Raw genomic sequence first — 23,173 nt, 5'->3', positions numbered from 1 at the left:
TGAACGAAAAAGCCAAACAGAAAGGGGGTCAAATGGATGCCGCCAAGAAATATGTCGCCCTTTTTCGGCCGGCAAAGTCCGTCCCCGTTCGGCGGAATGCAGCGAAATCCGTTTGCCGGGAACCGCCTGGGCGGGCCGGGCATGCCCGGGCAATTCAGAGCCGGAGGGCAAATGCCGGGATTTCCGGGTAGAGCAGGCGCAACTGCAGGACGGGGCGGAGGGCTTTTATCCAGACTGTTCCAAAGGGGCGGACAAAGCGCAGCCGCCAACCCGGCAGCTGCCTTCCAGCGGGGTGCCGCCGGGGGAGGCGGATCGCTTTTCAAATCCATCGCAAATCCTTCTTCGATCAGTTCGTTTTTAAACAATACACAAAATGTCTTAAAAACCGCGCAGCAGGTCGGCCCGATGATCCAGCAGATTCAGCAGGTCGGCCCGCTCGTCAAAAATCTGCCAGCGATGTGGAAACTGTACCGCGGCCTGAAAAATGCCCCGAATGAGGATGAGCAGGATGAGCAGGAAAATCGCGAATTAAGCAGCAAAGACAAAAAACCTGCGCCAGCAAAAGAGAAAAAAAGCAACCGGCAAGCGGAGCGTCCCGCATCTCAAGCCGCAGAAAGCAAAAATGACGAAAAACGCCCGGAAAAAGGAGTCTCCGTGCCGAAATTGTTTATTTAAGGCGCCAAAACCGTTTGTACCCGTGTGCAGACGGTTTTTTCTGTGGCCGGGAACCATTCGGTATCTGGCGCACCAAAAGTTTGCACCCGCGTATAGACGGTTCGTTCTATTAAAAGCTGGCATTAGCCTCTGCTTTTCCATCCTTCCGGGAGCGCGCCATATTTCGGGCACGGCCGGCTGTGCAAAAACCCGTTTTGTATTCTTTGCCGCATTCCGATATAATACAAATGTAATAGACTCATTTCCCAGCCCGGATGCCGGTGTTCCGGCACCCTGTTAGGAGGATCGCGATGGAAGTGCTGAAAATTTCCCCCCGGGGTTACTGCTACGGCGTTGTTGACGCAATGGTCATTGCCCGCAACGCCGCAATGGATAAAACTTTGCCGCGTCCCATCTATATTCTTGGCATGATCGTCCACAACCAGCATGTGACTGATGCCTTTAAAGAAGACGGGATCCTTACGCTCGACGGCAAAAACCGCAAAGAAATTCTCGAAAAGGTGGAGAAAGGCACCGTTATTTTTACCGCGCACGGCGTCTCCCCCGAAGTGCGCGAACTTGCCCGGAAAAAAGGCTTGACGGCCATTGATGCCACATGCCCGGATGTAACGAAAACCCATGATTTAATCCGTGAAAAAGAAAAAGAAGGCTATGATGTGATTTATATCGGTAAAAAAGGCCATCCGGAACCCGAGGGGGCAGCCGGTGTCGCACCTGCGATTGTCCATCTCGTCGAAACGGAAGCAGACGTTAAAGCCCTCGATATCCGCAATGATAAAATCATTGTAACAAACCAGACGACGATGAGCCAATGGGACGTGGCGGATTTAATGGAACTTATCCAAAAGAAATATCCGCATGCAGAAACGTACAATGAAATTTGCCATGCGACGCAAATTCGCCAGGAAGCCGTTGCCAGGCAGGCCGGGGAGGCTGATTTGCTGCTTGTAGTCGGCGACCCGCGCAGCAACAATTCAAACCGCCTCGCCCAAGTATCAGAAGAAATTGCCGGCACGAAAGCATACCGGATTGCCGATGTCGAAGAAATTGAGCTGGCGTGGCTTGAAGGTGTACAAAAAGTTGCCGTAACGGCAGGGGCATCAACACCGACGCCGATCGTACGTGAAGTCATAGCATTTCTTGAAAAATTTGACCCGGAAGACGAATCAACCTGGGAACGAAAGCGGAACGTACCGTTAACCAAAATTTTGCCGAAAGTGAAAGCGCCGCACCGTTCTTCCGGCCAAAAAGCTTGAAACCTGGTTGAAACGCTTCCGGCCGGAATGGAATATAAGCAAAAGGGCGGATCCCCACCGGACTCCGCCCTTTTGCCTTTCATCATCCATGCTGGAAAAAATGCAGCATCATGAAAATCAATTGGTGTGTATTTTTAGTCCATACGAGATGCAACGGGGCCCCGTCCAAAAGAAGGAAAATGAGCTATCGCAATCTTTTTAGGATAACGGGACCCGGGTTAAAAAAGGCCGTCTTTTTCCCTACTTCGAGCGGCCCGGGCGTTTTTTAAAGAAACTGAAACGGGTCTGTGTTCACTTCGGATGCAATAAAGCGGACATCGAGCTGATGCTCCCTGCATGCTTTCTGCATATAAGCCGCGACCCCTTTTTTCATCACCTTCTCCACGTTATGTCCGGGGTCTACAACATTCAGCCCGAGCGCCAGTGCATCGTGGGCGTTATGGTAATAAAAATCCCCGGTGACGAACACATCGGCCCCCGCCTTTTTTGCCTCAGCAAAATATTTGTTGCCGTCTCCGCCGAGAACAGCTACTTTTTTCACTTTTTCGTCGAGATTTCCGACGACGCGCAATGCCGGAACTTCGAGCGCTTTTTTAACATGTTCCGCAAATTCCCGCAGTGCCATTTCCCGTTCGATTTCGCCGATCCGGCCGAGCCCATACTTCCGGCCTTCATTTAAGACCCGATAAATATCATAGGCAACCTCTTCATACGGGTGCGCCTCAAGCATCGCAGAAAGCACCTGTTTTTCAATCGACACGGGATAAATCGTTTCAATCCTTGTTTCATCTGCTGCTTCGAGCTTTCCCGCTTCCCCGAGGAACGGGTTTGTCCCTTCCCTCGGCAGAAAACGGCCGGTACCGCGGGCAGAGAAAGAACAATGGCTATAATTCCCGATCGCCCCCGCACCGGCATTTCCAAGCGCCGTTCTTACGGCTTCTTCATGGGATACCGGGACAAAAACAACCAGTTTCCTCAATTTGTCTTCATAAAGAGGCGATAATACTTCCGTATCGCGGAGCCCGAGCGCCTCCGCCAGCAAATCGTTTACACCCCCTTCTGCGATATCAAGGTTCGTATGGGCGGCATAGACAGCAATCCCGTGGCGGATGCATTTTTCAATCAGCCGGCCCTGGGGGGTATCTGTCGCCATGTTTTTTAACGGCCGGTAAACGGAAGGATGGTGGGCGATAATCAGCTGGACATCCTTTTCGATCGCTTCGTCCACCACATCTTCCAACACATCAAGCGCCACCAGCACATTTTTCACCGGCCCGTTTAACTGCCCGATTTGGAGCCCGACCGGATCCCCGTCCATTGCAAACTTTTTCGGTGCGAACTGCTCAAATAGCTGGATGACATCATGCCCGTTCGCATGCTTCATGTTAAAACCTCCTCTGCCAAAGCAATCAAATGGCGATATACACGCTTTTTTTCTTCAATTTCCGGGCTTGCGTCTGCCTGCTCCAGATGGCTGAGCACGGATTGCCATTTTTTGATTTCATTACGCCATTTTTTCCGGAAAGCTTCATTTTGGTTTTTGATTAAAACCGGGCCCATCAGGCGTTCCGCTTCCGTGAGCACCACATGGCGGCCCGCGTACTCTGCCGCGATAATTTCGTATATTTTCCCGTCTTCCTCGAGAATGTCTTCTCCTGTGACGGCCCATCCGTTTTCCGCCAGCCATCCGCGGACAATGTGCGACCCGGTATTCGGCTGCAGGATGAGCGTTTCTTTGCCGTTTAGTTTTGCTTTTCCGCGATCGAGGATAGAGGCGATTAATGCGCCGCCCATCCCGGCAATCGTAATGCATCCCGCTTCGCCCGGAGCCAAGATCTCAAGCCCGTCTCCTTTCCGGACGCTGATTTTTTCAGTCAGCCCTGCTTTTTCCACTTGCTTTTGCGCCGAATGGTACGGCCCTTCCGCCACTTCTCCGGCCACCGCCGCTGTTACGCTACCGTCCTTCACGCAGAAAACGGGCAAATAAGCGTGGTCAGACCCGATATCTGCCAATACAGTGCCGGCCGGAATAAAAGCCGCCACCGATTCAAGCCTTCTTGAAAGTTTCCCGCTGTTCATTTCTTCACCACTTTACATGTGATACCTCTATTGTAGCCACTTTTTGCCATAAAAAAAAGGGGGATGCCCCCCGTACGGTGAACCTGCCCTTTATTTTAGCTTTGATACCCAGTCCGCCATTTCATCAATATGGTCTTCTTCGACAAGTCCGGCTGGCATACCGCCGCTCGTGCCGTTCCTGAGTACATCTTTAATCTTATCTTTGGACAATTTCTTGCCGATGCCGTGGAGATTCGGCCCGGCCCCGCCTTGCAAATTATTTCCGTGGCAGGTCACGCAAGTCTTTTTGGCAAAGCTCTCCGGATCAAACTTTTCCGAGGAGGCGGTTTCGGTTTGCTTCGGATGCTCCTTTTCTTTGGCCACTTCTTTCGCATCCCCGATCCCTTTCACGGAAAGAAAAAAGATAAGGGCAAGCCCGAATACCATAATCAGCACATATGGGATTACAGGATTTCTTTTCAATGCATTCCCCCCTTGTTTTTCCGCTTTTCCAGCGTATTTACCGTGCCCATCTCCTCCATTTTAACTGAAAATTCTTTTGAAAGAAAGCCTTTCCACTTAAAAATAACGGTTGAATGCGCTTTCATCTTGTATTATAATAAAAGCAGCAAAAAATTCAATAAAGTGATACAATTGCAGGCGGGCCGGAAAAGGGCAACAGGAAAACTGAAAATTATACATTATATTACTATAGAGACCAGCAAGATGACGAGGCCGAGAAACCCCGATAAGGTAAAATACAGCAGCTTGTATGCCTTTCCGGCGATAAGCCACAACCCGCAGTTGACAAAAAGCAGCAAATATAAAGTATAGCGGTGATTTCCAAACACCTTTTCATTCAAAAACACACTGAGAAGCAGCAAAATAATCGCGGCGCCAACAAAGAAAACCGGGTAAAAAATTTCTTTATTAGCATAATGAATTCCCAGAAAAAGTAAGCATCCGACAAAAGCTGTCAAAATCATCGTTTGCAAAATAAAATGTAATTCAGTAAAATAAATGACAAATACAGCGATTGCAATGAGGGCAAGAATGAAAACAGAAACCGCGGCTTGTTTTTTAACGGATTTCCCTGCGCCGTTTTGTTTGCGGGTATTGGCCTCATTTCCCTCCGTATAGATCGCGAGTAGAAAATCGCAGTATTCTTGTGGAATCATTTTGGTCTCTTTCCACATTTTAATTTCGTTGACAATGATTTGTTTTCTCTTATCGTCCATTTTTCAACACATCCTGTGTAACCTATTCGACAAGCGGGCGGAAAATCCTTTTTTTTGCAAGAAAAAAGTTTACTTCCCGAGGAAGTAAACTAAAAACAAGGCGCCTGTAAAAACAGATGCACAAGCGCCATGTCTGTTTCTTTTTCCGGCTTATTCAAGAAAATCTTTCAGGCGTTTGCTCCTGCTTGGATGGCGGAGTTTCCGCAAAGCCTTTGCTTCAATTTGCCGGATTCGTTCCCTTGTGACACCGAATACTTTGCCGACTTCTTCAAGTGTCCGAGTGCGCCCGTCATCAAGCCCGAACCGGAGGCGGAGCACATTTTCTTCCCTGTCGGTCAATGTATCAAGCACATCTTCCAGCTGTTCTTTCAGCAGCTCATAAGCGGCATGGTCAGAAGGTGATGTGGCATCCTGGTCTTCAATAAAGTCTCCAAGATGCGAATCATCTTCTTCGCCAATCGGCGTTTCAAGTGAAACCGGTTCCTGGGCAATTTTAATGATTTCCCGAACTTTATCCGGAGAAATATCCATTTCTTCAGCAATTTCTTCCGGTGTTGGTTCCCTGCCCAAATCCTGGAGCAGTGACCGTTGCACACGGATGAGTTTATTGATCGTTTCCACCATATGGACCGGTATCCGGATCGTCCGTGCCTGGTCTGCAATCGCGCGCGTGATGGCCTGGCGGATCCACCATGTGGCATAGGTGCTGAATTTGTAGCCTTTTTTGTAATCGAATTTTTCAACCGCCTTGATGAGGCCCATATTGCCTTCCTGGATCAAATCCAGAAACTGCATGCCACGGCCGACATACCGTTTTGCAATGCTGACAACAAGGCGCAAGTTGGCTTCAGCGAGCCGGCGTTTTGCTTCTTCATCGCCCTGCTCGATTCTTTTGGCCAGTTCGATTTCTTCGTCTGCGGAAAGAAGGTCGACCCGCCCGATTTCTTTCAAGTACATGCGTACCGGATCATTGATTTTCACACCCGGGGGAACACTCAAATCATTCAGGTCAAACTCTTCGTCATTCTCTTTTTCCAGTTCGAGATGGGAAGGGGCATCCTCGTCGCTGGTGTCATCTGTCACATCGATTCCTTGTTCACCGAGCGATTCATAAAATTCATCCATCTGATCGGATGTTAAATCAAAATGGCCGAGTTTTTCGGAAATGGTATCATAAGTGAGAAACCCCCGCTTTTTCCCGCGTTCAACGAGTTGCTCTTTTGCTTTTTCTACTGTAAACTCACTTTCTTCTACTTCTTTGGAACGTGCTGACTTTTCAGCCATATGTTCCCCTCCTTCCGACAATTTCAACACTTTCAATGATCCAACAGCAACTTGATCATTTATAAAAAGCAGAGATTTCAAGTCATAGACTTTCTCAGTGCCACAATTTCACCCGCCAATTGCAGCGCTTTTTGGAAATCATTCTGCCGTTCGGCATCTTTTTGTGCCCTCAGTTTTTCCTGAATGCGCAGCAACTTCTGGTGTTTTAGCACATATTGCACATAATCTTCCAATTCCTCATCCGTCAGCTCCCCGCCTACCGTCATCATTTCGATTTCGGCAGCAATCCGCTGCAGTTTTGCATCGGGCAAATAAGACAGGAAAGCGCTCGTATCAGGCGGATTCCCTTCTTCGTACCAGCCAAGCAGGTAAGTAAAAATTGCCTGGTGTTCATCCCCGTAAAAGCTGTTTTCGCCAAGGAAATCTTTCACTTTATAGGCAATTTCCCCGTCCCGCAGCATATGCCAAAGCAGCCTTCTCTCTGCGGTCATATTGGCAGGGAGCATCCGGGCTTCCTCATGTGCAGGCACCGGATTCTCTGCAGGGCGGCTTCTCTTCCGGGTCCCGGTTTCACGGGAACCGTATTGCCTTTCCTGCTCTTTCAGGGCGTCCAAAGACAACGAAAATTCTTCGGACAGCTGGCGCAAGTAAAGGTCTTTCTCCACCGGATTCTCCAGTTTGGCAATTTCCTGAATGACTTCTTCTATATACGCCAGCTTTTCTCCTTCATTTTGGAGATTTTTATTCATGCGGAAATATTGCATTTTAAAAGCCATAAAAGTCAGGCTGGCCCCTATTACATCCATGCGGAACTTTTCTCCGCCATGCTGGTTTATGTAGTCATCAGGGTCCAGCCCATCCGGCATTTGCGCAACCCGCACTTCACAGCCGTTTTCACTGAGCATTTTCCCCGCACGGAAAGCAGCAGTGAGGCCGGCCTGGTCCGAATCGTAGCAAATGACAACGCCGTCCGTGAGCCTTTTTATCATCCGGACGTGTTCCGGTGTAATCGAAGTGCCCATTGTGGCAATACCGTTTTCAACGCCAGCCCGGTCGGCGGAGATCACGTCCGCATAGCCTTCGAAAATGACTGCCTGCTGTTTTTTGCGGATCGGCCCTCTTGCCCGGTTCAGGTTAAAAAGCAGCTTGCTTTTATTAAAAAGCGGCGTCTCAGGGCTGTTTAAATATTTCGGGTGTTCCTGTTTCCGGACCGCTCTTCCGGCAAATGCGACCATGTTTCCCTTTTCATCCATGATCGGAAACATAATCCGGTCCCTGAAACGGTCGAAATATTTGCCGTCCTTTTCATTGCGGATGACAAGCCCGCTTTCTTCCAGCACGGAAAGGGGAAAACCGCGCTTTTGTAGCATATTGGCGGCAAAATCCCAGGCAGGCAGCGCATATCCGATCCCGAACTTTTCGATTGCTTCGTCTGTAAATCCACGCCCGCGCAGGTACTTTAGCGCAGGTTCTCCTTCTTTTGTATGCAAAAGCAAATGGTGGTATAATTTTTGCAGCAGTTCGTGCGCTTCCAGCATCTGCCGGCGCTTCGGATCGATGTTTTTCTGCTCTTCGTGCCGTAAAACGACGCCAAGCTCGATATGCGCTTTTTGTGCCAGTTTCTCTGCCGCTTCCTGAAAAGAGATGCCTTCGATATCCATGAGAAAAGTAAATACATTGCCGCCTGCGCCGCATCCAAAGCAGTGAAAAATCTGCTTATCTGGGGATACGGAAAATGACGGCGTATGCTCACCGTGGAACGGGCACAGGCCGAAATAATTGCGGCCCTGCTTTTTGAGCTGTACATATTCGCTCACGACCTCCACAATATCGGAAGACCGGCGGATCTCATCAATTTTTTCATTTGGAATCATCCCTGTCATCAAACAATCCCTTCTGCTCCACCTTTATTCACAGCATTTCATCCGGGATACGGCAATGCTTATTCGTTTGCTGTTTTTCTTTTCATCCTAAAATATTCTACATTGCTCCGCAGAATCCTGCATGTTTTGCGCTTCTTCCCATAATTTTTTTGGCCCTGTCGAAATTTATTCAAATTCAGACTTGACATTTACTCATAAATAGTTTATTCCTTAAAAGCTTACTCTAAACCCGTATCATACATTTTTATCACAATTTTTTATTATAGTACACTTGCTCCATTTTGACTATAAATAAATACTGAAAAACAGAAAAAAATATGCCTCGTTTTTTTCAAAAGAAAAATTTTTAAAAAAACGGGTGGAAGCAAAGACCGTTTCAGCCTGCTTCCACCGTTTCAATTGGATTTATTTTCATCCGGCCGATGCCGCAAAAAGGCATGCGCTTCTCGAACCTTGACCGCTTTTACTTTCTCATTTCATCCATAATAATATTTGCCGTTTCTTCGACCGCTTTGTTGGTGACATCGATCACTTTGCAGCCAAGCCGCTCCGCTACCTGATTAAAATAATCCAGTTCGTATTTGATGCGTTCAATGGTCGCATAACTTGCCGAACCATCAAGCCCGAGTGTTTTCAGCCGTTCTTTCCGGATATGATTTAATGTATCAGGATCAATTTTTAAACCGATACATTTTTTGGAAGGAATACGAAAAAGTTCTTCCGGCGGATCCACTTCCGGCACAATCGGCACATTCGCAACTTTATAGCGGTGATGCGCCAGGTATTGTGAAAGCGGCGTTTTGGACGTACGGGAAACACCGATGAGGACAATATCCGCCCGGACAATGCCGCGCGGATCCCGGCCGTCATCATATTTCACCGCAAATTCGATCGCTTCCACCTTTTTAAAATAAGCTTCGTCCAATTTTCTGACGAGCCCCGGTTCATAGAGCGGCTTGGATTCATACAATTCGAGCAGCCGGTCCATGAGAGGTCCCATTAAATCGACAGCAGCAAGGCCGTGTTTTACGGCTTGGTCGTTCATGTATTTCCGCATTTCCGGCTTCACAAGCGTATAGACGATCATGCCGAAATTCATGGATGCAAGCGAAACCACTTCATCAATATGGATCGTATCTTCCACATACGGGAAGCGTTTTAATTCTGCGTCCTGGTTTTCAAACTGGCTGATGGCCGCCTTTGTGACGAGCTCCGCCGTCTCTCCGACCGAGTCTGAAACAATATAAATATGGGGTTTTGCCAAAAATGATCACTTCCTTTTTAATCGCCGTCTGCAAGTTCAACGAACGCTTTCGTGATATTCGTTTTCGTTATCCGCCCGGTCACTTCAAGCCCGCTTTCTGTTTCTTTCACAACGGGCACCGAGTCAATTTGTTTTTCAATCAGTTTTTTTGCCACATCAATCAGAAGATCATCTTTTTTACAGCAGGTAATATTCGGCATTCTTGTCATAATGATATGCACCGGCAATGCCGATAGGTCTTTGTTTCCAAGGCTTGCCCGCAACAAATCTTTTCGCGACAAAACACCGATCAGATGGGATGCATTGTCGACGACATAAAGCGTGCCGACATCTTCAAGAAAAACCGTTACGATGGCATCGTACACGGACATATTCTCGTTCACCACGACCGGCAAAGACTGATAATCTTTTACGTAAATATGTTTTAAATTTTCCGTAAGAAGCTGCGTGCTCGTTTTTCCGGTATAAAAATAGCCGACGCGCGGGCGTGCATCCAAGTAACCTGCCATTGTTAAAATGGCAAGATCCGGCCGGAGTGTTGCCCTCGTTAAATTCAGCTTTTCGGCGATGTGCTCGCCTGTAATCGGCCCGTTCGTTTTGACGATCTCGAGAATCTGTTCTTGCCTTTTCGTTAATTCGATCGTAATCACCGCCTTCATTCACACAACCATGCAAGACAATAGTATAACACATTTACGGAAATCTGTCCTTATCTGCCACTATGATACATAAAAATGCCATTGATATTTTGGAAGACAGCTGCGTATACTCAGATAGCGGGTCATGATTTTTCGGCCGGGCAAAAACAGTTAAAGCAGAACCGCGGGCCGTGCGATGCATCATCCGGCCCCGGGCAGCAAGGAAAGTCCCCCTTTTTCTTCGATAGGGGGATGTCTTATGCATTGTCCGGCCCGAGCCTTTTTTCGAGCGACTCTATCTGGCTAAGAAACCGGCCGGCTTTCAGTTGCAGGCCGGTATATTCATCATAGTACATGGAAATCGCCGTTCTCAGCTCTTTTTTTGTCGAGTCTTTAACAGAAATGCTGCCGAGCCGGTTGATGTCCAGAAAATAAAAAAGCCGGAGCAGGCGGATCGCAGGCTGTGACAACGGGAGCCGGTACGGGTCGCGCGCAAAACAGCGGGGGCAAAGAAGGCCGTTTTCCCGGATGGAAAAAGCAAAGGGCCCTTCCGTGTTGCCGCATACCGCACATTTGTCCATCACCGGGTACATACCGAGTACATTCAGCATCTTCATTTCAAAGATGTCCCTGATAATTTCCGGGTCATAGCCTTCATCGATATATTCGAGCGTCCGGAGCAAAAGCTCAAATAAAGACGGATTCTTTTTTTTATCTTCGACCGCCCGGCCCAAAAGTTCCACCACATAGGCAGCATACGCCGTTTTGAAAATATCTTCGCGGATATGGCGCATCGGTGAAACGGTCTCTCCCTGTTGGAGGGTGGCAAGACCGCGCGACGGCTGAAAAAGGAAATTCCCATATGTAAAAACCTGGGAAACCGCCGCCAGTCGGCTGTTCGGCTTTTTGGCTCCGCGCGCCATAAAGCCTAGCTTCCCAAATTCTTTTGTGTAAATATGCAGGATTTTATTGGATTCGCCGTAGTCTGTATTTTTAATGACGATCCCTTCACATTTTTCAAACAACCTCTCCACCTCTTGCCCGACAGGCAGTACGGCTTATCCTTAAGTAATGGAAAAATCCGCATCTGCCGGATCTTCTTCACGTTCATACCGGTCTTGACGCCGGTCCCTTTCCAGTTCCTTAAAAAGCAGGTACGTATCAATATTGCCGGTATCCGCAAAGACTTTCCAGGTAAATTCTAACATATTCACCACGCCTTTCATGTTGTAGGTCATGAAATTTCTTTAAAAGCCTTTTATAGCTTCACCAGGGGACACGCAAACATTCGGGGTAAAAATTTACAACCAGAAGCGGGCGCCAAAATCAATATTCGTCTTCCCGGAAACCGAAATCGCGCAGCTGGCTGATTTTATTCCGCCAATCTTTCTGCACTTTTACCCATAATTCCAAATAAACTTGCGACCCGAGCAAATTTTCGATATCAGCCCTTGCTCTTTTGCCAATCTCTTTCAGCATGCTTCCCTGCCTGCCGATGATAATCCCTTTTTGGGACGGCCGTTCGACAACGATCGTCGCCATCACGTGAATGACATCCTTGTTCTCTTCCCGCTCCATTTTTTCAATAACAACCGCAATCGAATGCGGCACTTCTTCTCTTGTAAGCTGCAGCGCTTTTTCGCGGATCAGTTCCGAAATGATAAAGCGTTCCGGATGGTCTGTCACCTGGTCTGCCGGATAATACTGCGGCCCTTCCGGCAAATATGCCTTGATGGTATCGAGCAGCCGGCTGACGTTGTTTCCTCCGAGTGCGGAAATCGGGACCACTTCACGGAACGGGTATAAATCTTTGTACTGTTCTATGAAGGCAAGCAAATCATCCGGATGAACGAGGTCAATTTTGTTGATGACCAAAAAAACAGGCGTGCGCACGTGTTTAAGCAGTTCGATAATGTACTCGTCCCCGCGGCCGCGTTTTTCTTCCGCATTGACCATAAATAGAATCAGGTCCACTTCTTTTAATGTATCCGTGGCTGATTTTACCATGAAATCGCCCAGCTTATGCTTCGGTTTATGGATGCCGGGTGTATCGATAAAAATCATCTGTGCGTCATCAGCTGTGTAAACGCCCTGTATCTTATTCCGTGTTGTCTGCGGCTTATCGCTCATGATGGCGATTTTTTGCCCGACCACCTGGTTGATGAAAGTGGACTTCCCGACATTCGGGCGTCCAATGATAGAAATAAAGCCTGATTTATATGTTGGTTGTTCCATGCAAATCCTCCGTTGAATAAGTGCCCGAAAGCAGCTTTACCATTGTTTCCATATCTTTTCCCCTTACCTGTATTTTACTACAAATAGACCCGAAAGTTAAAATGTATTTTTCATCACTTTTGAATATTTTAAAAGTTCGTGAAAATATTGTCGACTCGTGGTGAATTTACACTGATTTTAGCGTCACTTAGTATGCCATGGCCGTTTTCAAGTAGTGTGATTACCTTTATTTTAGCGCAACGGCCTGTGCCTTTCAAATTGCGGCATATCCATGGGAAGACCTCTCTCTTGATGTTCATTTAACGGTGTACATTTAGATAATAGAGTGTCTCCCCATTTTTTCCACTCATCTGCCCTTCGAGTAAAATTTTACACATACCAGATCTCGTATGCCGTTTCTGTACGACAGTCCGGCTGAAGCAGGGCATCTGCTTTTTTACGCCGAAATCGCGCAGGTAAGGACATTTGGGGGAGGGCCATAAAAAAGAAGCCGCATTAAAAAGCCGCTCCCTGGAATACATGCCATAATTTTGGAAGAAATACGATGCAGCCGATAATGGCCGCAAGCACGGCCCACATCAGGACTGCTGCCGCCGCTGCGTCTTTCGCAAGCTTGGCAAGCGGGTGGTATTTCTGCCCGACAGTCAGGTCAACCGCCCGCTCAATTGCTGTGTTCATCAGCTCCATTGCGATCACGCCGAAAATGGAAATTAAAATGGCGATCCATTCTGTTTTGGAAAGGGAGAAGAAAAAGCCGAGCAAACAAGCGCAAAACGCCGCCAGAAGATGAAAACGGAAATTCCGTTCCTGCCGGATGGTTGCAAACAGTCCTTCCACAGCCGGCCGGAAAGGGGTGCGGTATTTCGGGATTTTTTTATCGTTTAAGTCCATAGCGATCGAGGATCTCGTTTTGGCGCCCGAACATTTCCGTTTCATCTTCTTTTGTCATATGGTCATAGCCGAGCAGGTGAAGAAATCCGTGAACCGCCAAAAAGCCGAGTTCCCTTTCAAACGAGTGCCCGTACTCTTCGGCCTGCTCCCTTGCCCGCGGCACGGAAATAATGATATCCCCGAGTACGCGCGGTATTTCTGCACCAGTAATTTCGATCTCCCCTTCCCCCATTTCTTCAAGCGCGAACGAAATGACATCGGTCGGCTGGTCTTTGCCGCGGTAATCGCGGTTGATTTCGCGGATCCCTTCATTATCCGTAAACGTTACCGACAACTCGGTGCCGTCCTCCACCCCTTCCTGACGGGCAGCATAATCGAGCAATGTCCGGACAAGCTCGAGATGCTCCGCTTCAAGCTCATTTGTTTCATCCATCATATCGAGTGATAATGTCATGTCAGCCATCCTTTTTCTTATTTTTACGGGATCCTTATTTCGGATACTGGATCCTTGAATGAAAGATGCCGTTAAGCGTCTCGCAAAGCGTGCGTTTAACGGTCTCCAGTTCTTTCAAAGTAATGTCACATTCATTAAATTGCCCATCCATGATCCGCCCTTGCACAATATTGCCGACTAAATTTTGAATATCATCGGGCGTCGGATGGTTCATGGACCGGACAGCCGCTTCCACGCTGTCCGCAATATTGATGACAGCCGCTTCTTTCGTCTGCGGCTTTGGACCTGGGTAACGGAACGCTTCTTCTTTTACATCCGGGTTTTGCGCTTTTGCCTTATGGTAAAAATACTGCAGCAAAGTCGTGCCGTGATGTTGTTCGGCAATATCCGAAAAGGCTTTCGGCAGCTTATATTTTTTCAATGTTTCCGACCCGTCTTTCGCATGGGCAATAATAATGTCCCTGCTTGTTTCAGGCGAAAGGCGGTCATGCGGATTCGGGACGTTCAGCTGGTTTTCGATAAAAAATGCGGGCCGTTTTGTTTTCCCGATATCATGATAATAACTGCCGACCCTGGCAAGGAGGCCGTTCGCCCCGATCGCTTCACAAGCCGCTTCGGCAAGATTGGCAACCATCAGGCTATGGTGATACGTGCCCGGTGCTTCCGTTAAAATCTTTTTCAAAAGCGGGTGGTTCGGATTGGACAGCTCCACAAGGCGGATCGGCGACAAAATGCCGAACGCTGCTTCAAAAAACGGCTGCAGCCCCATCACGAACACAGCGGACAAAATGCCGGAAAGAAACGCAAATAAAAGGGTATATAAAAAGTCCGCTTTTACGATTTGGCCGGCATTCAAAAAATAGATGACACAGACGGCAAGCACATTCAATAGCGCTGCAAAAATCCCGGTTTGAAACAACCGGGTGCGCTCCGGCCGTTTCGGTAAAAGCAAAATGCCCCCTGTCCCTGTAATAAGCGCGTATACAACCATCTCGGCGTTAAATGTATCTGCAATGTCGCCATGAAATTCGATGCTCGCACAAGCGGCAAGCAGGGCTGAAAGCAAAAATGCGGAACGGTCCCTGAGCAAAATCCGAGCGAGCAGCGGCGCCATTGCGGCCGGATAAGCGTATTCGATACCCGGAATCTCAAGATGGGTTAAAATACCCGCCAGCTTCATCAATGCCAGGGCGATGACAAGAATCAGCCCGGCCATGACAAGCCGGTTTTGCTTTTCTTCTTCCGTTGCGCGCATCCGGCTCGTATAGAGGTACAAAACGCCAGATGCAAAAAAGGCAAATAAAGCCAATCCGATATACGGCTTAACCGATCCGCTGCTTTTTAACAGCCCGAGCAGCTGGAGTTCGCGGTAAGTTTCCCGGTCGATCAGATGCCCTTCCTGGACGATAACCTGTCCCTGCAGGATTTTCACCGGTTCAACGTTATCCCTCGCCTGCTGCCTTCTTTTTTCCGTCAGCTTTGCATCGTACACATAATTGGGCACGATCGCATATTGACCAAGCTCGGACGCAGCATTCCGGATACCCGCTTTTAACCCCGACCTTTCGATTTGCGAGGCCACCCGGCTTTTGGCTTCAGCCGCATTGTTTTCTGTCACTTTTTGGCTAAGTGCCTCATTGACATTCGTTTCGACAATGTTTCTTGCCGCTTTCAATTCATCCGGGGTAGCGGACAAAAGCGCGCGAAAACTTGTGTCGGAAATCGAACCGGTCACATTGCCGGACACATTTTCAGACAATATTTCCTTCAATTTTGCCAGCTTCTCTTCCTGCAGCCCGCTGCTGTTTTTTCCGCCGTGTTTTTTATTTTTATATTCCGCGTTCACTTCTTCTGCAACGTCAAAAATCGAATCCATCAGCGAAACCCGGTTTTGTGCCAGGCCGCTGTCAAACGTATAGACTTTCGCAACACTGGCGGCCGCCAGCTGTTTTTCTTCTTTTGTTTTTTCTTCATCGACGATCGTTTTCGGAGAACGGATCGTATTGTTCGCAACTGAAAATAACTTAATATCATACGTCTGTGGCCTGATGTTCGGATAAAAAATGCCGAATAAAATAAGGGCCAGTAAAAACAGGATCACGAATGTAAACCATTTAAAGCTTAACATCATCCGCAACCTGCCCATTTGCCCGGGAATTTTCATTTGCTTTTCGTACACCGCCTTTTGCAATCGCTCTTAACGGTACCATCATATCAGTTTTCCGGCAAAAATGCATGGCAAAACAACCCGGGTGCCACGGCCCGGGTTATGCGTTTTGATAAGCTTCGATAATTTTCGCAACAAGCGGGTGGCGAACGACATCACTTTCTTCCAGATAGACGAATGAAATGCCGCGGACTTTTTCCAGCACTCTTTCAGCCGTCAAAAGCCCAGATTCCGCGCCTTTTGGCAGGTCAATCTGTGTTCTGTCCCCTGTAATCACCATTTTAGAGTGAAAACCGAGGCGCGTCAGAAACATTTTCATTTGTGCCTGTGTCGTATTCTGCGCTTCATCGAGAATGACGAACGCATCATCAAGCGTGCGCCCGCGCATATAGGCTAGCGGGGCAATTTCGATTGTTTCCCTTTCAATCAGGCGCTGTGTATGCTCCGCGCCGAGCACATCGTTTAATGCATCATAGAGCGGGCGCAAATACGGATCAACTTTTTCCTTCAAATCCCCCGGCAAAAACCCGAGGCTTTCCCCCGCTTCAACAGCTGGGCGGGTTAAAATAATCCGTTTTACCTCGCCGCTTTTTAAAGCATTCACCGCCATGACAACGGCCAAATACGTTTTTCCCGTTCCGGCCGGGCCGATGCCGAACACAAGGTCATGATGGCGGATTGCCTGGATATAGTCGCGCTGCCCGAATGTCTTGATCCGGATCGCTTTCCCTTTCGCATTCCGGGCAATTTCTTCTTCGTACAGGCTTGCCAAATATTCAAGATGGCCCTTTTTTTCCATTTCGACAGCGTAAAGCACATCGCGCCCGCTGATCGGGATGCCTTTTTTAATCAAACCAAGCAGTTCGGACATGACGGCGATCACCCTTTGTGCCGCATCTTCTTTGCCGCTTGCCTGGATCGTTTCGCCGCGGGTGAGGATGTGGACCCCGTAGGCATCCTCAAGCATTTTCAAATGATGGTCGGAAATGCCGAATAAAAGCACTGCTTCGTTTGTATTCTCCAATTGAAGTTTTGCCGTACTTTCTTCTGTCATTCTAAGTCTCCTTGAGCAATTGGTTTTGCGATTGCGATATTTTCTACTACTTCATAATAAATCATCATTTTTAATGTACCATTGCGGACATGTTCTTGCAAAACATATTCATCCGTAACGGTTGCTTCTTTTGGCAGTTTTTTGCGCAAATCCTGCCTTGCTAATTTTTTTGCTTCTGCTTCGGCCTCTTTTTTGGTATAATTTCTGTCCCGCTCTTCTTTCTCACGGATCGTTTCCCTGATAAAGCGGACCGGCAATGTCCATTTTAAAAACTTGACTTTTTCTGCTTCTTCCGATGTCCGGTACTGTTTAAAACGGGGGTTCCGGAAGCCCCATACGTGCAGCTTCATCGAGCCGATTCCAAGGTAATATTTTTGGGCTGCATTGCCGGTGTAGACTTGAAAACGGGAGGAAAGCGGAAGTTCAACCGCCGTTTTATACCACGTTTTTCCGTATACTTTCCCTTTGGCTGCCACAGGGTATTTTTCTTTATCATTCCCAATGACACCGGAAACAAGCAGCTGGCCTTTTTTCACATACTGGTTAATTTTTACAACCGGCTTACCTTTTTCAACAAACATATTTTCCACCACTGCTTTCTGTGAAGCGACAAGATGCTGTGGGCCCGGATGTTTCACCGGTTCCGGCATGTTTTTCTCCACAACGGTAAAATGATAGGTTGTCCCGCGCAGCTCCACGCCGACCCATGTCACGTCCGGAAGATTGTTTGTCAGCTTGCGCTGGATGGTTTCAATATCATCGAGAAAAAACTGTGAATGCCCTGTTTGAATACCCAGTTTGTCCAATTGTTTGCGGATTTCGTGCTCGGTTTTTGGTGTTGCACCTTTGATCTCCACGCCCCAAACCATGTTGGAAAGCACCGTGATCACGGCAAGAAAGAGAAAAAAACCGAACAGGAATCCGGCGTTTTTCAGCGTCCTTTTCCATAAAAAAGGAACGCCGCGCCCCCTTAAAAAGCGGACATGCAAATCTTGTCCCCTTACTGCTTTTCTGAGCTGGTGAATGTCTGAAAGGCGCAATTCGAACGTGACGGCCATAGTGCCCTGCCGCCTGACATTCCAAACAGCGAGGCCGGCCCTTGTCAGCTGGTTGATAAAACGTTCGATCCCTTTTCCCTCAATTTTTACAGCCACCGACCCCTGTAAAAAAGTTACCCAATGATTTTTCAACCATAGCCACCCCTATCCGTTCAAATACAACACTTCATCTATTTTGCCTTCCAGTAAAATTTCTTCGGGCAAGATCGTTTTGATGACAAAAGACCGGCCTTTGATTAACAGCTGCCCGTTTTTTAAAAGCAGCCGGACTTCTTTATCGGAAAAAGTCAAAAGGCCGCGGTGGTTCTCAACATAAATATGGATTTGACCGATCATCGTGATTCTCGGAAGGTCCATCATGACATCCTGCGGAAGGTCCATTTTTTGTGACATCCAGTTTTGCAAATGCTGCCGCCATTTTTTTGCCATAAAAAGAACCCCCTTTCATCTCATATTTATGAAACAAAAAAGGGGTTCATCACTTTATTTGCAGTTTTTTTGTCCGAAACGTCCAGGGCCGTTTGGAAACCCTCGTTTCCTGCTCAAGGATACGGCAAAGAGGCGCAAAAAACATAGCGAAAAGCCGGAAATCATAATGATTTCCGGCTTATATGAGAAAGGTCAGGATAATTGCTGCTGCACAATATTTCTCACAACCGTACCGTCAGCTCTGCCTTTTACTTTTGGCATGACGGCTCCCATGACTTTTCCGAAATCAGCTTTTGACCCGGCATGCACTTCTTCAATGGTCTGCCGGACAATTTCACGCACTTCGTCTTCAGAAAGCTGCTCCGGCAAATATGCGTTCACATATGCCAATTCGTTTTGGACTTTTTCAACAAGGTCACTGCGACCTGCATTTTTAAATTCTTGGAGGGAGTCTTTCCGTTGCTTTACTTCGCGAGAAAGGACTGTTAACTCTTCATCATTCGTCAAACCGTCTTTTCCGAGCCTGATCGCTTCGTTTTGAACAGCTGCCTTAAGCATACGAATTACGGAGAGTCTTTCTTTATCTTTGTTCTTCATCGCTTGCTTCATATCGCTATTTAAACGCTCGAGAAGACTCATCATTCCACCCTCTCTTACCACTTACGTTTTTTAGCAGCTTTTCTAGCAGCTTCTGATTTCTTTTTGCGTCTTACGCTTGGTTTTTCGTAAAATTCGCGCTTTCTATATTCCTGTAAAGTTCCGGTTTTCGAAACAGTACGTTTAAAGCGGCGAAGCGCATCATCAAGCGACTCGTTTTTTCGAACGACAGTTTTAGACATTTCTTTCCCTCCCTCCGAACACAAACGGTTACATGTCAGGTTGAGCAACCCGTGCACTTTATTATTATATAATATCCTCCATAACCGGTCAACATTTGCGCCTTGTCTTTCGTGATTTGGCTTTTGCTTATTTGCCCCGCCTGTTCCTCCTTTTGGTATAATAGAGATCAAAGATGGATGGAAACGATTGGAGGGAGACGATGAATCAACAGGAGACGCTACATATCATTGTTTCAGGAAGGGTGCAGGGCGTCGGCTTCCGCTACCACACCCAATTTTTGGCAAAACAATACAATATATGCGGGTGGGTCCGCAACAAAGACGATGGCACTGTCGAAGTGATGGCGCAAGGCGAGAAAAAAGAGATGGAACAATTTATCCGCGGGCTGAAAAAAGGGCCGTCGCGCTTTGCAAAAGTAACCGGAATGGATATTGACTATTTACAGCAACAAGAACAGTACCGTGATTTTCGTGTGTTGTATTAAATGAATTCCCAAATAAAAAGGCATGTTCCTTCTCCCCTTTCCATATGATCATACGGGGGGAAGGACATGCTTTATTTACTTTCATTTCTTTTGTTAACGGTGACGTTTTTATTCGGCATTCACCGGCTGCGGACCGGGCTGTTTGCCTTATCCGGCGGCCATGCCGGAAACATGCTGAAAAAACTGGCAGGCCGGCCGCTGTCCGCGATGCTGTTCGGAATGGTTTTGACGGCGCTTTTACAAAGCAGCTCCGCCGTGATGGTCATCACTGTCGGGCTCGTTTCTGCCGGAATGCTGACGTTTTCGCAATCGATCGGAATCATTTTGGGCACAAATATTGGCACGACTTTCACACTTGAATTGCTGACATTTGACTTCTCCTCTTTGAGCCTGCCTTTTTTGGGGGCAGGGGCAGTTTTCTATTTTTTCGGAAAAGGCCGCGTCAAAAGCGCCGGGATGATTCTGTTCGGCCTCTCGCTTGTGTTCGGGGCGATGCGCGGATTTGAGCAGCTTGCCGTGCCGGTATCAAAAACCGCTTTTGTCCAGCATTTGTTTACCGTTTTAAATACCCACCTCTTGTCCGCTTTCTTACTCGGAATCTTGCTTTCTGCAGCGATCCAGTCTAGCACCGTGACGATCGGGATGGCGATGGGTTTTCTTGCAGCCGGGGTATTCCCGCTTGAAACCGGGATTAGCATCATGCTCGGGGCCAATATTGGGACATGTATCACCGGTCTTCTGGCAAGCATCGGGGCCGGAGAGGAAGCAAGGCTGACGGCATTTACCCATGTCTGGCTGAATGCCGGAGGGGCGCTTGTGTTTTTGCCTTTCCTCCATGTGCTCGCGGACACCTGCCGGATGCTGTCGGCTAATCCGGAACAGCAGCTTGCCCATGCAAGCCTATTGTTTAATCTTCTATCCTCACTGGCTGTTTTGCCCTTTTCCGAAAGATTTGGCCGGTTTATCATCGCTTTTCATGGAAAAAAATAAACAACCGGGCCCAAAGCCCGGTTGTTTTTGCCATATGCTTTAAAGGATGGGCATTTTATCCGAAAGCTGCCCCGGCCTCTTAAACGCCATTCTGTTTGTGGGGGGCTGCCTTTATATCGGGCACGCCTTTTCGGGCAAACAGGCCCATCTTGTTTTTCGTTACATGGCTTCGTTTACGGCCGGCATGACATCGTCCATCACTCTGACGAACTGTGCTTCATTATAAGGATACCCGGCTTTTGTAATTTTCACTTTGACGAGTTTTCCAACCATATCCGGGGTGGCCGGGAAAACGACTTTCAGGTAATTATCTGTATAGCCTTCGTACAGCCCGCTTTCCGGATCTTCTTTGAACGGCTCTTCCGGAATGACTTCAAGCACCTCGTTTTCAAATTGGGATGCATATTCTTTTGCCAGCTGGTCGCTTAATGCAATCATGCGATGGACACGTTCATTTTTGATTTCTTCATCAATCTGGTCCTTCATTCTGGCAGCAGGCGTGCCTGTCCTAGGCGAGTACGGGAAAACATGGAGTTCCGCAAACCGGTGTTCTTTTATGAAATTGTATGTTTCCATAAACTCTTCTTCCGTTTCACCCGGGAAGCCGACGATGACATCAGAAGTCAGTGCAAGACCCGGCAATGCTTCTTTCAATTTGGTAATCCGTTCCGCGAACTGGTCCATCGTATATTTTCGGCGCATTCTTTTCAGCACCGTGTCAGAACCGGACTGGATCGGAACATGCATATGGCGGACAACGACTTTCGAATGTTTAATCACGTCAATCACTTCATCCGTCAGCTGGCTGGCTTCAATGGACGAAATGCGGACGCGTTTCAGCCCCTGCACTTTTTCCTCCAGGTCCTTTAGCAGCATTGCAAGATTGTAATCTTTTAAGTCCTGGCCGTAGCCGCCCGTATGAATGCCGGTTAAAACCAGTTCTTTATAGCCTGCATTGACAAGCTTTTGGGCTTGCGCGATGACCTTTTCGGGATCTCTTGACCGCATCAGGCCGCGTGCCCACGGGATGATGCAAAATGTGCAGAAATTGTTGCAGCCTTCCTGGATTTTCAAGGAAGCCCGGTGCCGGTCGGTAAAATACGGCACTTCCATTTCTTCATACACACGGTTTTTCATAATATTTTTCACAGCATTGACCGGTTTGCGCTCTTTCAGGTACTGTTCAATATACCCAAGCATTTTGGTACGGTCCTGTGTGCCGACAACGACATCGACACCGGGAATTTCGAGGATCTCGCCCGGCGAGGTTTGCGCATAACAGCCGGTCACGCAAACGACGGCGTCCGGGTTTTGTCGGACTGCCCGGCGGATGATCTGACGGCTCTTTTTGTCTCCTGTATTGGTGACCGTACAGGTATTGATCACGTAGACATCGGCATTCGTTTCAAAGTCGGTTCTTTCATAGCCCGCTTTTTTAAACAGCTGCCACATGGCTTCCGTCTCATAATGGTTCACTTTGCATCCTAATGTATGGAATGCTACGGTTGACATCCTCTTCACCTCATTAATTCAAAATGGTAACTTATGGCAGAAAGTACATATAAAGGCGCCGTCTCCGCCCGCAAAATGCGCGGACCTAAGCCGCAGGATACAAATCCGGCTGCTTCAAGCTTTTTGATTTCATCAAGGGACAGGCCCCCTTCCGGCCCGAAAACGGCCAGTACATTGCCGCCTTCCGACATGTTTGACAACATTTCCGCAAACCGGTGCTGTTCCCCTTCTTTTGCATTTTCTTCAAAAGCAACCAGCTTATATTGATATGTATGGCTTTCTTCGATCAGCTGCTGGAAAGAAACAGGGGGGCTGACTTTAGGCAAGTGGCTGCGGTGCGACTGTTCTGCGGCTTCCCGGGCAATCTTTTGCCAGCGTTCGCGTTTTTTTGCTTCTTTCTTTGTGTCCCATTTTACAACGGATCTTTCTGCAAGGAAAGGCAAAAATTGAAAGGCGCCGAGCTCTGTTCCCTTTTGGATGATCCATTCCAGTTTATCCGCTTTCGGGAGTCCGCATGATACCGTCACATGGACCGGAAGCTCTTTTACAGCGGTTTCCCATCCGGTAATCCGGGCCACAACGGCATCACCTGTAATCTCCCCGATTTCACAAATGCACACCTTTTCATCTGAAAATACACCATAGAAGCGGCTTCCGACGGACATTCTCATGACGCGCGCGATATGATGGTAATTTTCGCCACTCAGGCGGATTTCCTGCTCACCGCGATACGGCCGATCCAAAAAATAACGCTGCATGGCCA

At 48.0% G+C, this 23,173-nt stretch carries 25 protein-coding genes; 4 read left to right on the top strand and 21 right to left on the bottom strand.

Going from position 1 to position 23,173, the window contains the following annotated elements; all coding sequences use genetic code 11:
• The first annotated feature begins 36 nt into the window (after positions 1 to 36).
• Together vrrA and ABR335_RS07835 are read left to right on the top strand one after the other, a co-directional pair.
• The gene (gene vrrA / locus ABR335_RS07840; RefSeq protein WP_017550547.1) at positions 37 to 675 is read left to right on the top strand and encodes a VrrA/YqfQ family protein; all 639 of its coding nucleotides are present in this window, start codon (positions 37 to 39) and stop codon (positions 673 to 675) included.
• A gap of 290 nt (positions 676 to 965) precedes the next feature.
• Positions 966 to 1,931, top strand: coding sequence for a 4-hydroxy-3-methylbut-2-enyl diphosphate reductase (locus tag ABR335_RS07835; RefSeq protein ID WP_014097996.1), 966 nt, complete (start codon positions 966 to 968; stop codon positions 1,929 to 1,931).
• A 265-nt stretch (positions 1,932 to 2,196) separates the two neighbouring features.
• Here ABR335_RS07835 and ABR335_RS07830 read toward each other — a convergent pair whose 3' ends face one another.
• The 19 genes from ABR335_RS07830 to rpsU form a co-directional block, all read right to left on the bottom strand.
• Positions 2,197 to 3,315 (bottom strand): Nif3-like dinuclear metal center hexameric protein, encoded by a 1,119-nt coding sequence (locus tag ABR335_RS07830; protein WP_017550548.1) that lies wholly within the window; start codon positions 3,313 to 3,315, stop codon positions 2,197 to 2,199.
• Positions 3,312 to 4,010 carry a tRNA (adenine(22)-N(1))-methyltransferase gene (locus ABR335_RS07825; RefSeq protein WP_035184582.1) on the bottom strand — a complete coding sequence of 233 codons (699 nt, stop codon included), beginning with the start codon at positions 4,008 to 4,010 and terminating at the stop codon, positions 3,312 to 3,314. Before ABR335_RS07825 ends, ABR335_RS07830 begins: the two co-directional genes overlap by 4 nt.
• 90 nt (positions 4,011 to 4,100) lie before the next feature.
• Positions 4,101 to 4,472: a cytochrome c550 gene (cccA, locus tag ABR335_RS07820; RefSeq protein WP_017550550.1), complete on the bottom strand. Its 372-nt coding sequence runs from the start codon at positions 4,470 to 4,472 to the stop codon at positions 4,101 to 4,103.
• 218 nt (positions 4,473 to 4,690) lie between these two features.
• Positions 4,691 to 5,227: a hypothetical protein gene (locus ABR335_RS07815; RefSeq protein ID WP_026683231.1), complete on the bottom strand. Its 537-nt coding sequence runs from the start codon at positions 5,225 to 5,227 to the stop codon at positions 4,691 to 4,693.
• A 150-nt stretch (positions 5,228 to 5,377) separates the two neighbouring features.
• Entirely contained in the window at positions 5,378 to 6,511 is a 1,134-nt protein-coding gene (gene rpoD / locus ABR335_RS07810; RefSeq protein ID WP_014097991.1) for an RNA polymerase sigma factor RpoD, read from the bottom strand.
• 77 nt (positions 6,512 to 6,588) lie between these two features.
• Positions 6,589 to 8,394 (bottom strand): DNA primase, encoded by a 1,806-nt coding sequence (gene dnaG, locus ABR335_RS07805; RefSeq protein ID WP_014097990.1) that lies wholly within the window; start codon positions 8,392 to 8,394, stop codon positions 6,589 to 6,591.
• Positions 8,395 to 8,857: 463 nt separating this feature from the next.
• Entirely contained in the window at positions 8,858 to 9,658 is an 801-nt protein-coding gene (locus tag ABR335_RS07800; RefSeq protein WP_014097989.1) for a pyruvate, water dikinase regulatory protein, read from the bottom strand.
• 17 nt (positions 9,659 to 9,675) lie between these two features.
• Complete coding sequence (locus ABR335_RS07795; protein ID WP_014097988.1) at positions 9,676 to 10,317, bottom strand: helix-turn-helix transcriptional regulator; 642 nt, start codon at positions 10,315 to 10,317, stop codon at positions 9,676 to 9,678.
• Positions 10,318 to 10,553: 236 nt separating this feature from the next.
• Positions 10,554 to 11,321 (bottom strand): DNA repair protein RecO, encoded by a 768-nt coding sequence (recO, locus tag ABR335_RS07790; protein ID WP_014097987.1) that lies wholly within the window; start codon positions 11,319 to 11,321, stop codon positions 10,554 to 10,556.
• 39 nt (positions 11,322 to 11,360) lie between these two features.
• On the bottom strand, positions 11,361 to 11,504 hold the full coding sequence (locus tag ABR335_RS07785) for a YqzL family protein (RefSeq protein WP_014097986.1): 144 nt from the start codon (positions 11,502 to 11,504) through the stop codon (positions 11,361 to 11,363).
• A gap of 118 nt (positions 11,505 to 11,622) precedes the next feature.
• Entirely contained in the window at positions 11,623 to 12,531 is a 909-nt protein-coding gene (gene era / locus ABR335_RS07780; RefSeq protein WP_014097985.1) for a GTPase Era, read from the bottom strand.
• 495 nt (positions 12,532 to 13,026) lie between these two features.
• Complete coding sequence (locus tag ABR335_RS07775) at positions 13,027 to 13,422, bottom strand: diacylglycerol kinase family protein (protein ID WP_014097984.1); 396 nt, start codon at positions 13,420 to 13,422, stop codon at positions 13,027 to 13,029.
• Positions 13,406 to 13,876: an rRNA maturation RNase YbeY gene (gene ybeY / locus ABR335_RS07770; RefSeq protein ID WP_014097983.1), complete on the bottom strand. Its 471-nt coding sequence runs from the start codon at positions 13,874 to 13,876 to the stop codon at positions 13,406 to 13,408. Before ybeY ends, ABR335_RS07775 begins: the two co-directional genes overlap by 17 nt.
• Positions 13,877 to 13,910: 34 nt before the next feature.
• Positions 13,911 to 16,007, bottom strand: a complete 2,097-nt coding sequence (locus ABR335_RS07765; protein WP_350346694.1) for an HD family phosphohydrolase — start codon at positions 16,005 to 16,007, stop codon at positions 13,911 to 13,913.
• Positions 16,008 to 16,143: 136 nt separating this feature from the next.
• Positions 16,144 to 17,097, bottom strand: coding sequence for a PhoH family protein (locus tag ABR335_RS07760; protein WP_026683228.1), 954 nt, complete (start codon positions 17,095 to 17,097; stop codon positions 16,144 to 16,146).
• Positions 17,094 to 18,287: a sporulation protein YqfD gene (gene yqfD / locus ABR335_RS07755; RefSeq protein ID WP_061086610.1), complete on the bottom strand. Its 1,194-nt coding sequence runs from the start codon at positions 18,285 to 18,287 to the stop codon at positions 17,094 to 17,096. Before yqfD ends, ABR335_RS07760 begins: the two co-directional genes overlap by 4 nt.
• A 12-nt stretch (positions 18,288 to 18,299) precedes the next feature.
• Positions 18,300 to 18,584, bottom strand: coding sequence for a sporulation protein YqfC (gene yqfC, locus ABR335_RS07750; RefSeq protein ID WP_013859690.1), 285 nt, complete (start codon positions 18,582 to 18,584; stop codon positions 18,300 to 18,302).
• Positions 18,585 to 18,776: 192 nt separating this feature from the next.
• Entirely contained in the window at positions 18,777 to 19,223 is a 447-nt protein-coding gene (locus tag ABR335_RS07745) for a GatB/YqeY domain-containing protein (protein ID WP_026104524.1), read from the bottom strand.
• A gap of 14 nt (positions 19,224 to 19,237) precedes the next feature.
• The gene (gene rpsU, locus ABR335_RS07740; RefSeq protein ID WP_014097977.1) at positions 19,238 to 19,423 is read right to left on the bottom strand and encodes a 30S ribosomal protein S21; all 186 of its coding nucleotides are present in this window, start codon (positions 19,421 to 19,423) and stop codon (positions 19,238 to 19,240) included.
• 200 nt (positions 19,424 to 19,623) lie between these two features.
• Between rpsU and ABR335_RS07735 the strand changes: the two genes are divergently transcribed.
• Together ABR335_RS07735 and ABR335_RS07730 are read left to right on the top strand one after the other, a co-directional pair.
• Positions 19,624 to 19,908, top strand: a complete 285-nt coding sequence (locus ABR335_RS07735; RefSeq protein ID WP_017550558.1) for an acylphosphatase — start codon at positions 19,624 to 19,626, stop codon at positions 19,906 to 19,908.
• 66 nt (positions 19,909 to 19,974) lie between these two features.
• A complete protein-coding gene (locus ABR335_RS07730; protein WP_017550559.1) occupies positions 19,975 to 20,898 on the top strand; it encodes a Na/Pi symporter in 924 nt (307 codons plus the stop codon).
• Positions 20,899 to 21,057: 159 nt separating this feature from the next.
• On the opposite strand, the gene mtaB is transcribed toward ABR335_RS07730, so the two are convergent.
• Positions 21,058 to 22,410, bottom strand: coding sequence for a tRNA (N(6)-L-threonylcarbamoyladenosine(37)-C(2))-methylthiotransferase MtaB (gene mtaB, locus ABR335_RS07725; protein WP_017550560.1), 1,353 nt, complete (start codon positions 22,408 to 22,410; stop codon positions 21,058 to 21,060).
• 5 nt (positions 22,411 to 22,415) lie between these two features.
• Complete coding sequence (locus ABR335_RS07720) at positions 22,416 to 23,168, bottom strand: 16S rRNA (uracil(1498)-N(3))-methyltransferase (RefSeq protein WP_017550561.1); 753 nt, start codon at positions 23,166 to 23,168, stop codon at positions 22,416 to 22,418.
• Positions 23,169 to 23,173: the final 5 nt, after the last annotated feature.

The organism is Heyndrickxia faecalis (assembly GCF_040267745.1).
GTDB lineage: Bacteria > Bacillota > Bacilli > Bacillales > Bacillaceae_C > Weizmannia > Weizmannia faecalis.
Note: the sequence above shows the minus strand (reverse complement) of the source record. Positions and strands in the feature narration are given on the sequence as shown.

Excerpts from the sequence above, each read along its gene's own strand:
- ybeY (WP_014097983.1), bottom strand. The coding sequence starts at position 13,876 with ATGACATTATCACTCGATATGATGGATGAAACAAATGAGCTTGAAGCG.
- ABR335_RS07785 (WP_014097986.1), bottom strand. The coding sequence starts at position 11,504 with ATGTTAGAATTTACCTGGAAAGTCTTTGCGGATACCGGCAATATTGAT.
- ABR335_RS07815 (WP_026683231.1), bottom strand. The coding sequence starts at position 5,227 with ATGGACGATAAGAGAAAACAAATCATTGTCAACGAAATTAAAATGTGG.
- ABR335_RS07735 (WP_017550558.1), top strand. The coding sequence starts at position 19,624 with ATGAATCAACAGGAGACGCTACATATCATTGTTTCAGGAAGGGTGCAG.
- ABR335_RS07730 (WP_017550559.1), top strand. The coding sequence starts at position 19,975 with ATGCTTTATTTACTTTCATTTCTTTTGTTAACGGTGACGTTTTTATTC.
- rpsU (WP_014097977.1), bottom strand. The coding sequence starts at position 19,423 with ATGTCTAAAACTGTCGTTCGAAAAAACGAGTCGCTTGATGATGCGCTT.
- ABR335_RS07765 (WP_350346694.1), bottom strand. The coding sequence starts at position 16,007 with ATGATGTTAAGCTTTAAATGGTTTACATTCGTGATCCTGTTTTTACTG.
- ABR335_RS07775 (WP_014097984.1), bottom strand. The coding sequence starts at position 13,422 with ATGGACTTAAACGATAAAAAAATCCCGAAATACCGCACCCCTTTCCGG.
- ABR335_RS07825 (WP_035184582.1), bottom strand. The coding sequence starts at position 4,010 with ATGAACAGCGGGAAACTTTCAAGAAGGCTTGAATCGGTGGCGGCTTTT.
- ABR335_RS07830 (WP_017550548.1), bottom strand. The coding sequence starts at position 3,315 with ATGAAGCATGCGAACGGGCATGATGTCATCCAGCTATTTGAGCAGTTC.
- dnaG (WP_014097990.1), bottom strand. The coding sequence starts at position 8,394 with ATGACAGGGATGATTCCAAATGAAAAAATTGATGAGATCCGCCGGTCT.
- era (WP_014097985.1), bottom strand. The coding sequence starts at position 12,531 with ATGGAACAACCAACATATAAATCAGGCTTTATTTCTATCATTGGACGC.
- ABR335_RS07795 (WP_014097988.1), bottom strand. The coding sequence starts at position 10,317 with ATGAAGGCGGTGATTACGATCGAATTAACGAAAAGGCAAGAACAGATT.
- ABR335_RS07760 (WP_026683228.1), bottom strand. The coding sequence starts at position 17,097 with ATGACAGAAGAAAGTACGGCAAAACTTCAATTGGAGAATACAAACGAA.
- yqfC (WP_013859690.1), bottom strand. The coding sequence starts at position 18,584 with ATGGCAAAAAAATGGCGGCAGCATTTGCAAAACTGGATGTCACAAAAA.
- vrrA (WP_017550547.1), top strand. The coding sequence starts at position 37 with ATGCCGCCAAGAAATATGTCGCCCTTTTTCGGCCGGCAAAGTCCGTCC.
- ABR335_RS07745 (WP_026104524.1), bottom strand. The coding sequence starts at position 19,223 with ATGAGTCTTCTCGAGCGTTTAAATAGCGATATGAAGCAAGCGATGAAG.
- mtaB (WP_017550560.1), bottom strand. The coding sequence starts at position 22,410 with ATGTCAACCGTAGCATTCCATACATTAGGATGCAAAGTGAACCATTAT.
- ABR335_RS07835 (WP_014097996.1), top strand. The coding sequence starts at position 966 with ATGGAAGTGCTGAAAATTTCCCCCCGGGGTTACTGCTACGGCGTTGTT.
- ABR335_RS07720 (WP_017550561.1), bottom strand. The coding sequence starts at position 23,168 with ATGCAGCGTTATTTTTTGGATCGGCCGTATCGCGGTGAGCAGGAAATC.
- rpoD (WP_014097991.1), bottom strand. The coding sequence starts at position 6,511 with ATGGCTGAAAAGTCAGCACGTTCCAAAGAAGTAGAAGAAAGTGAGTTT.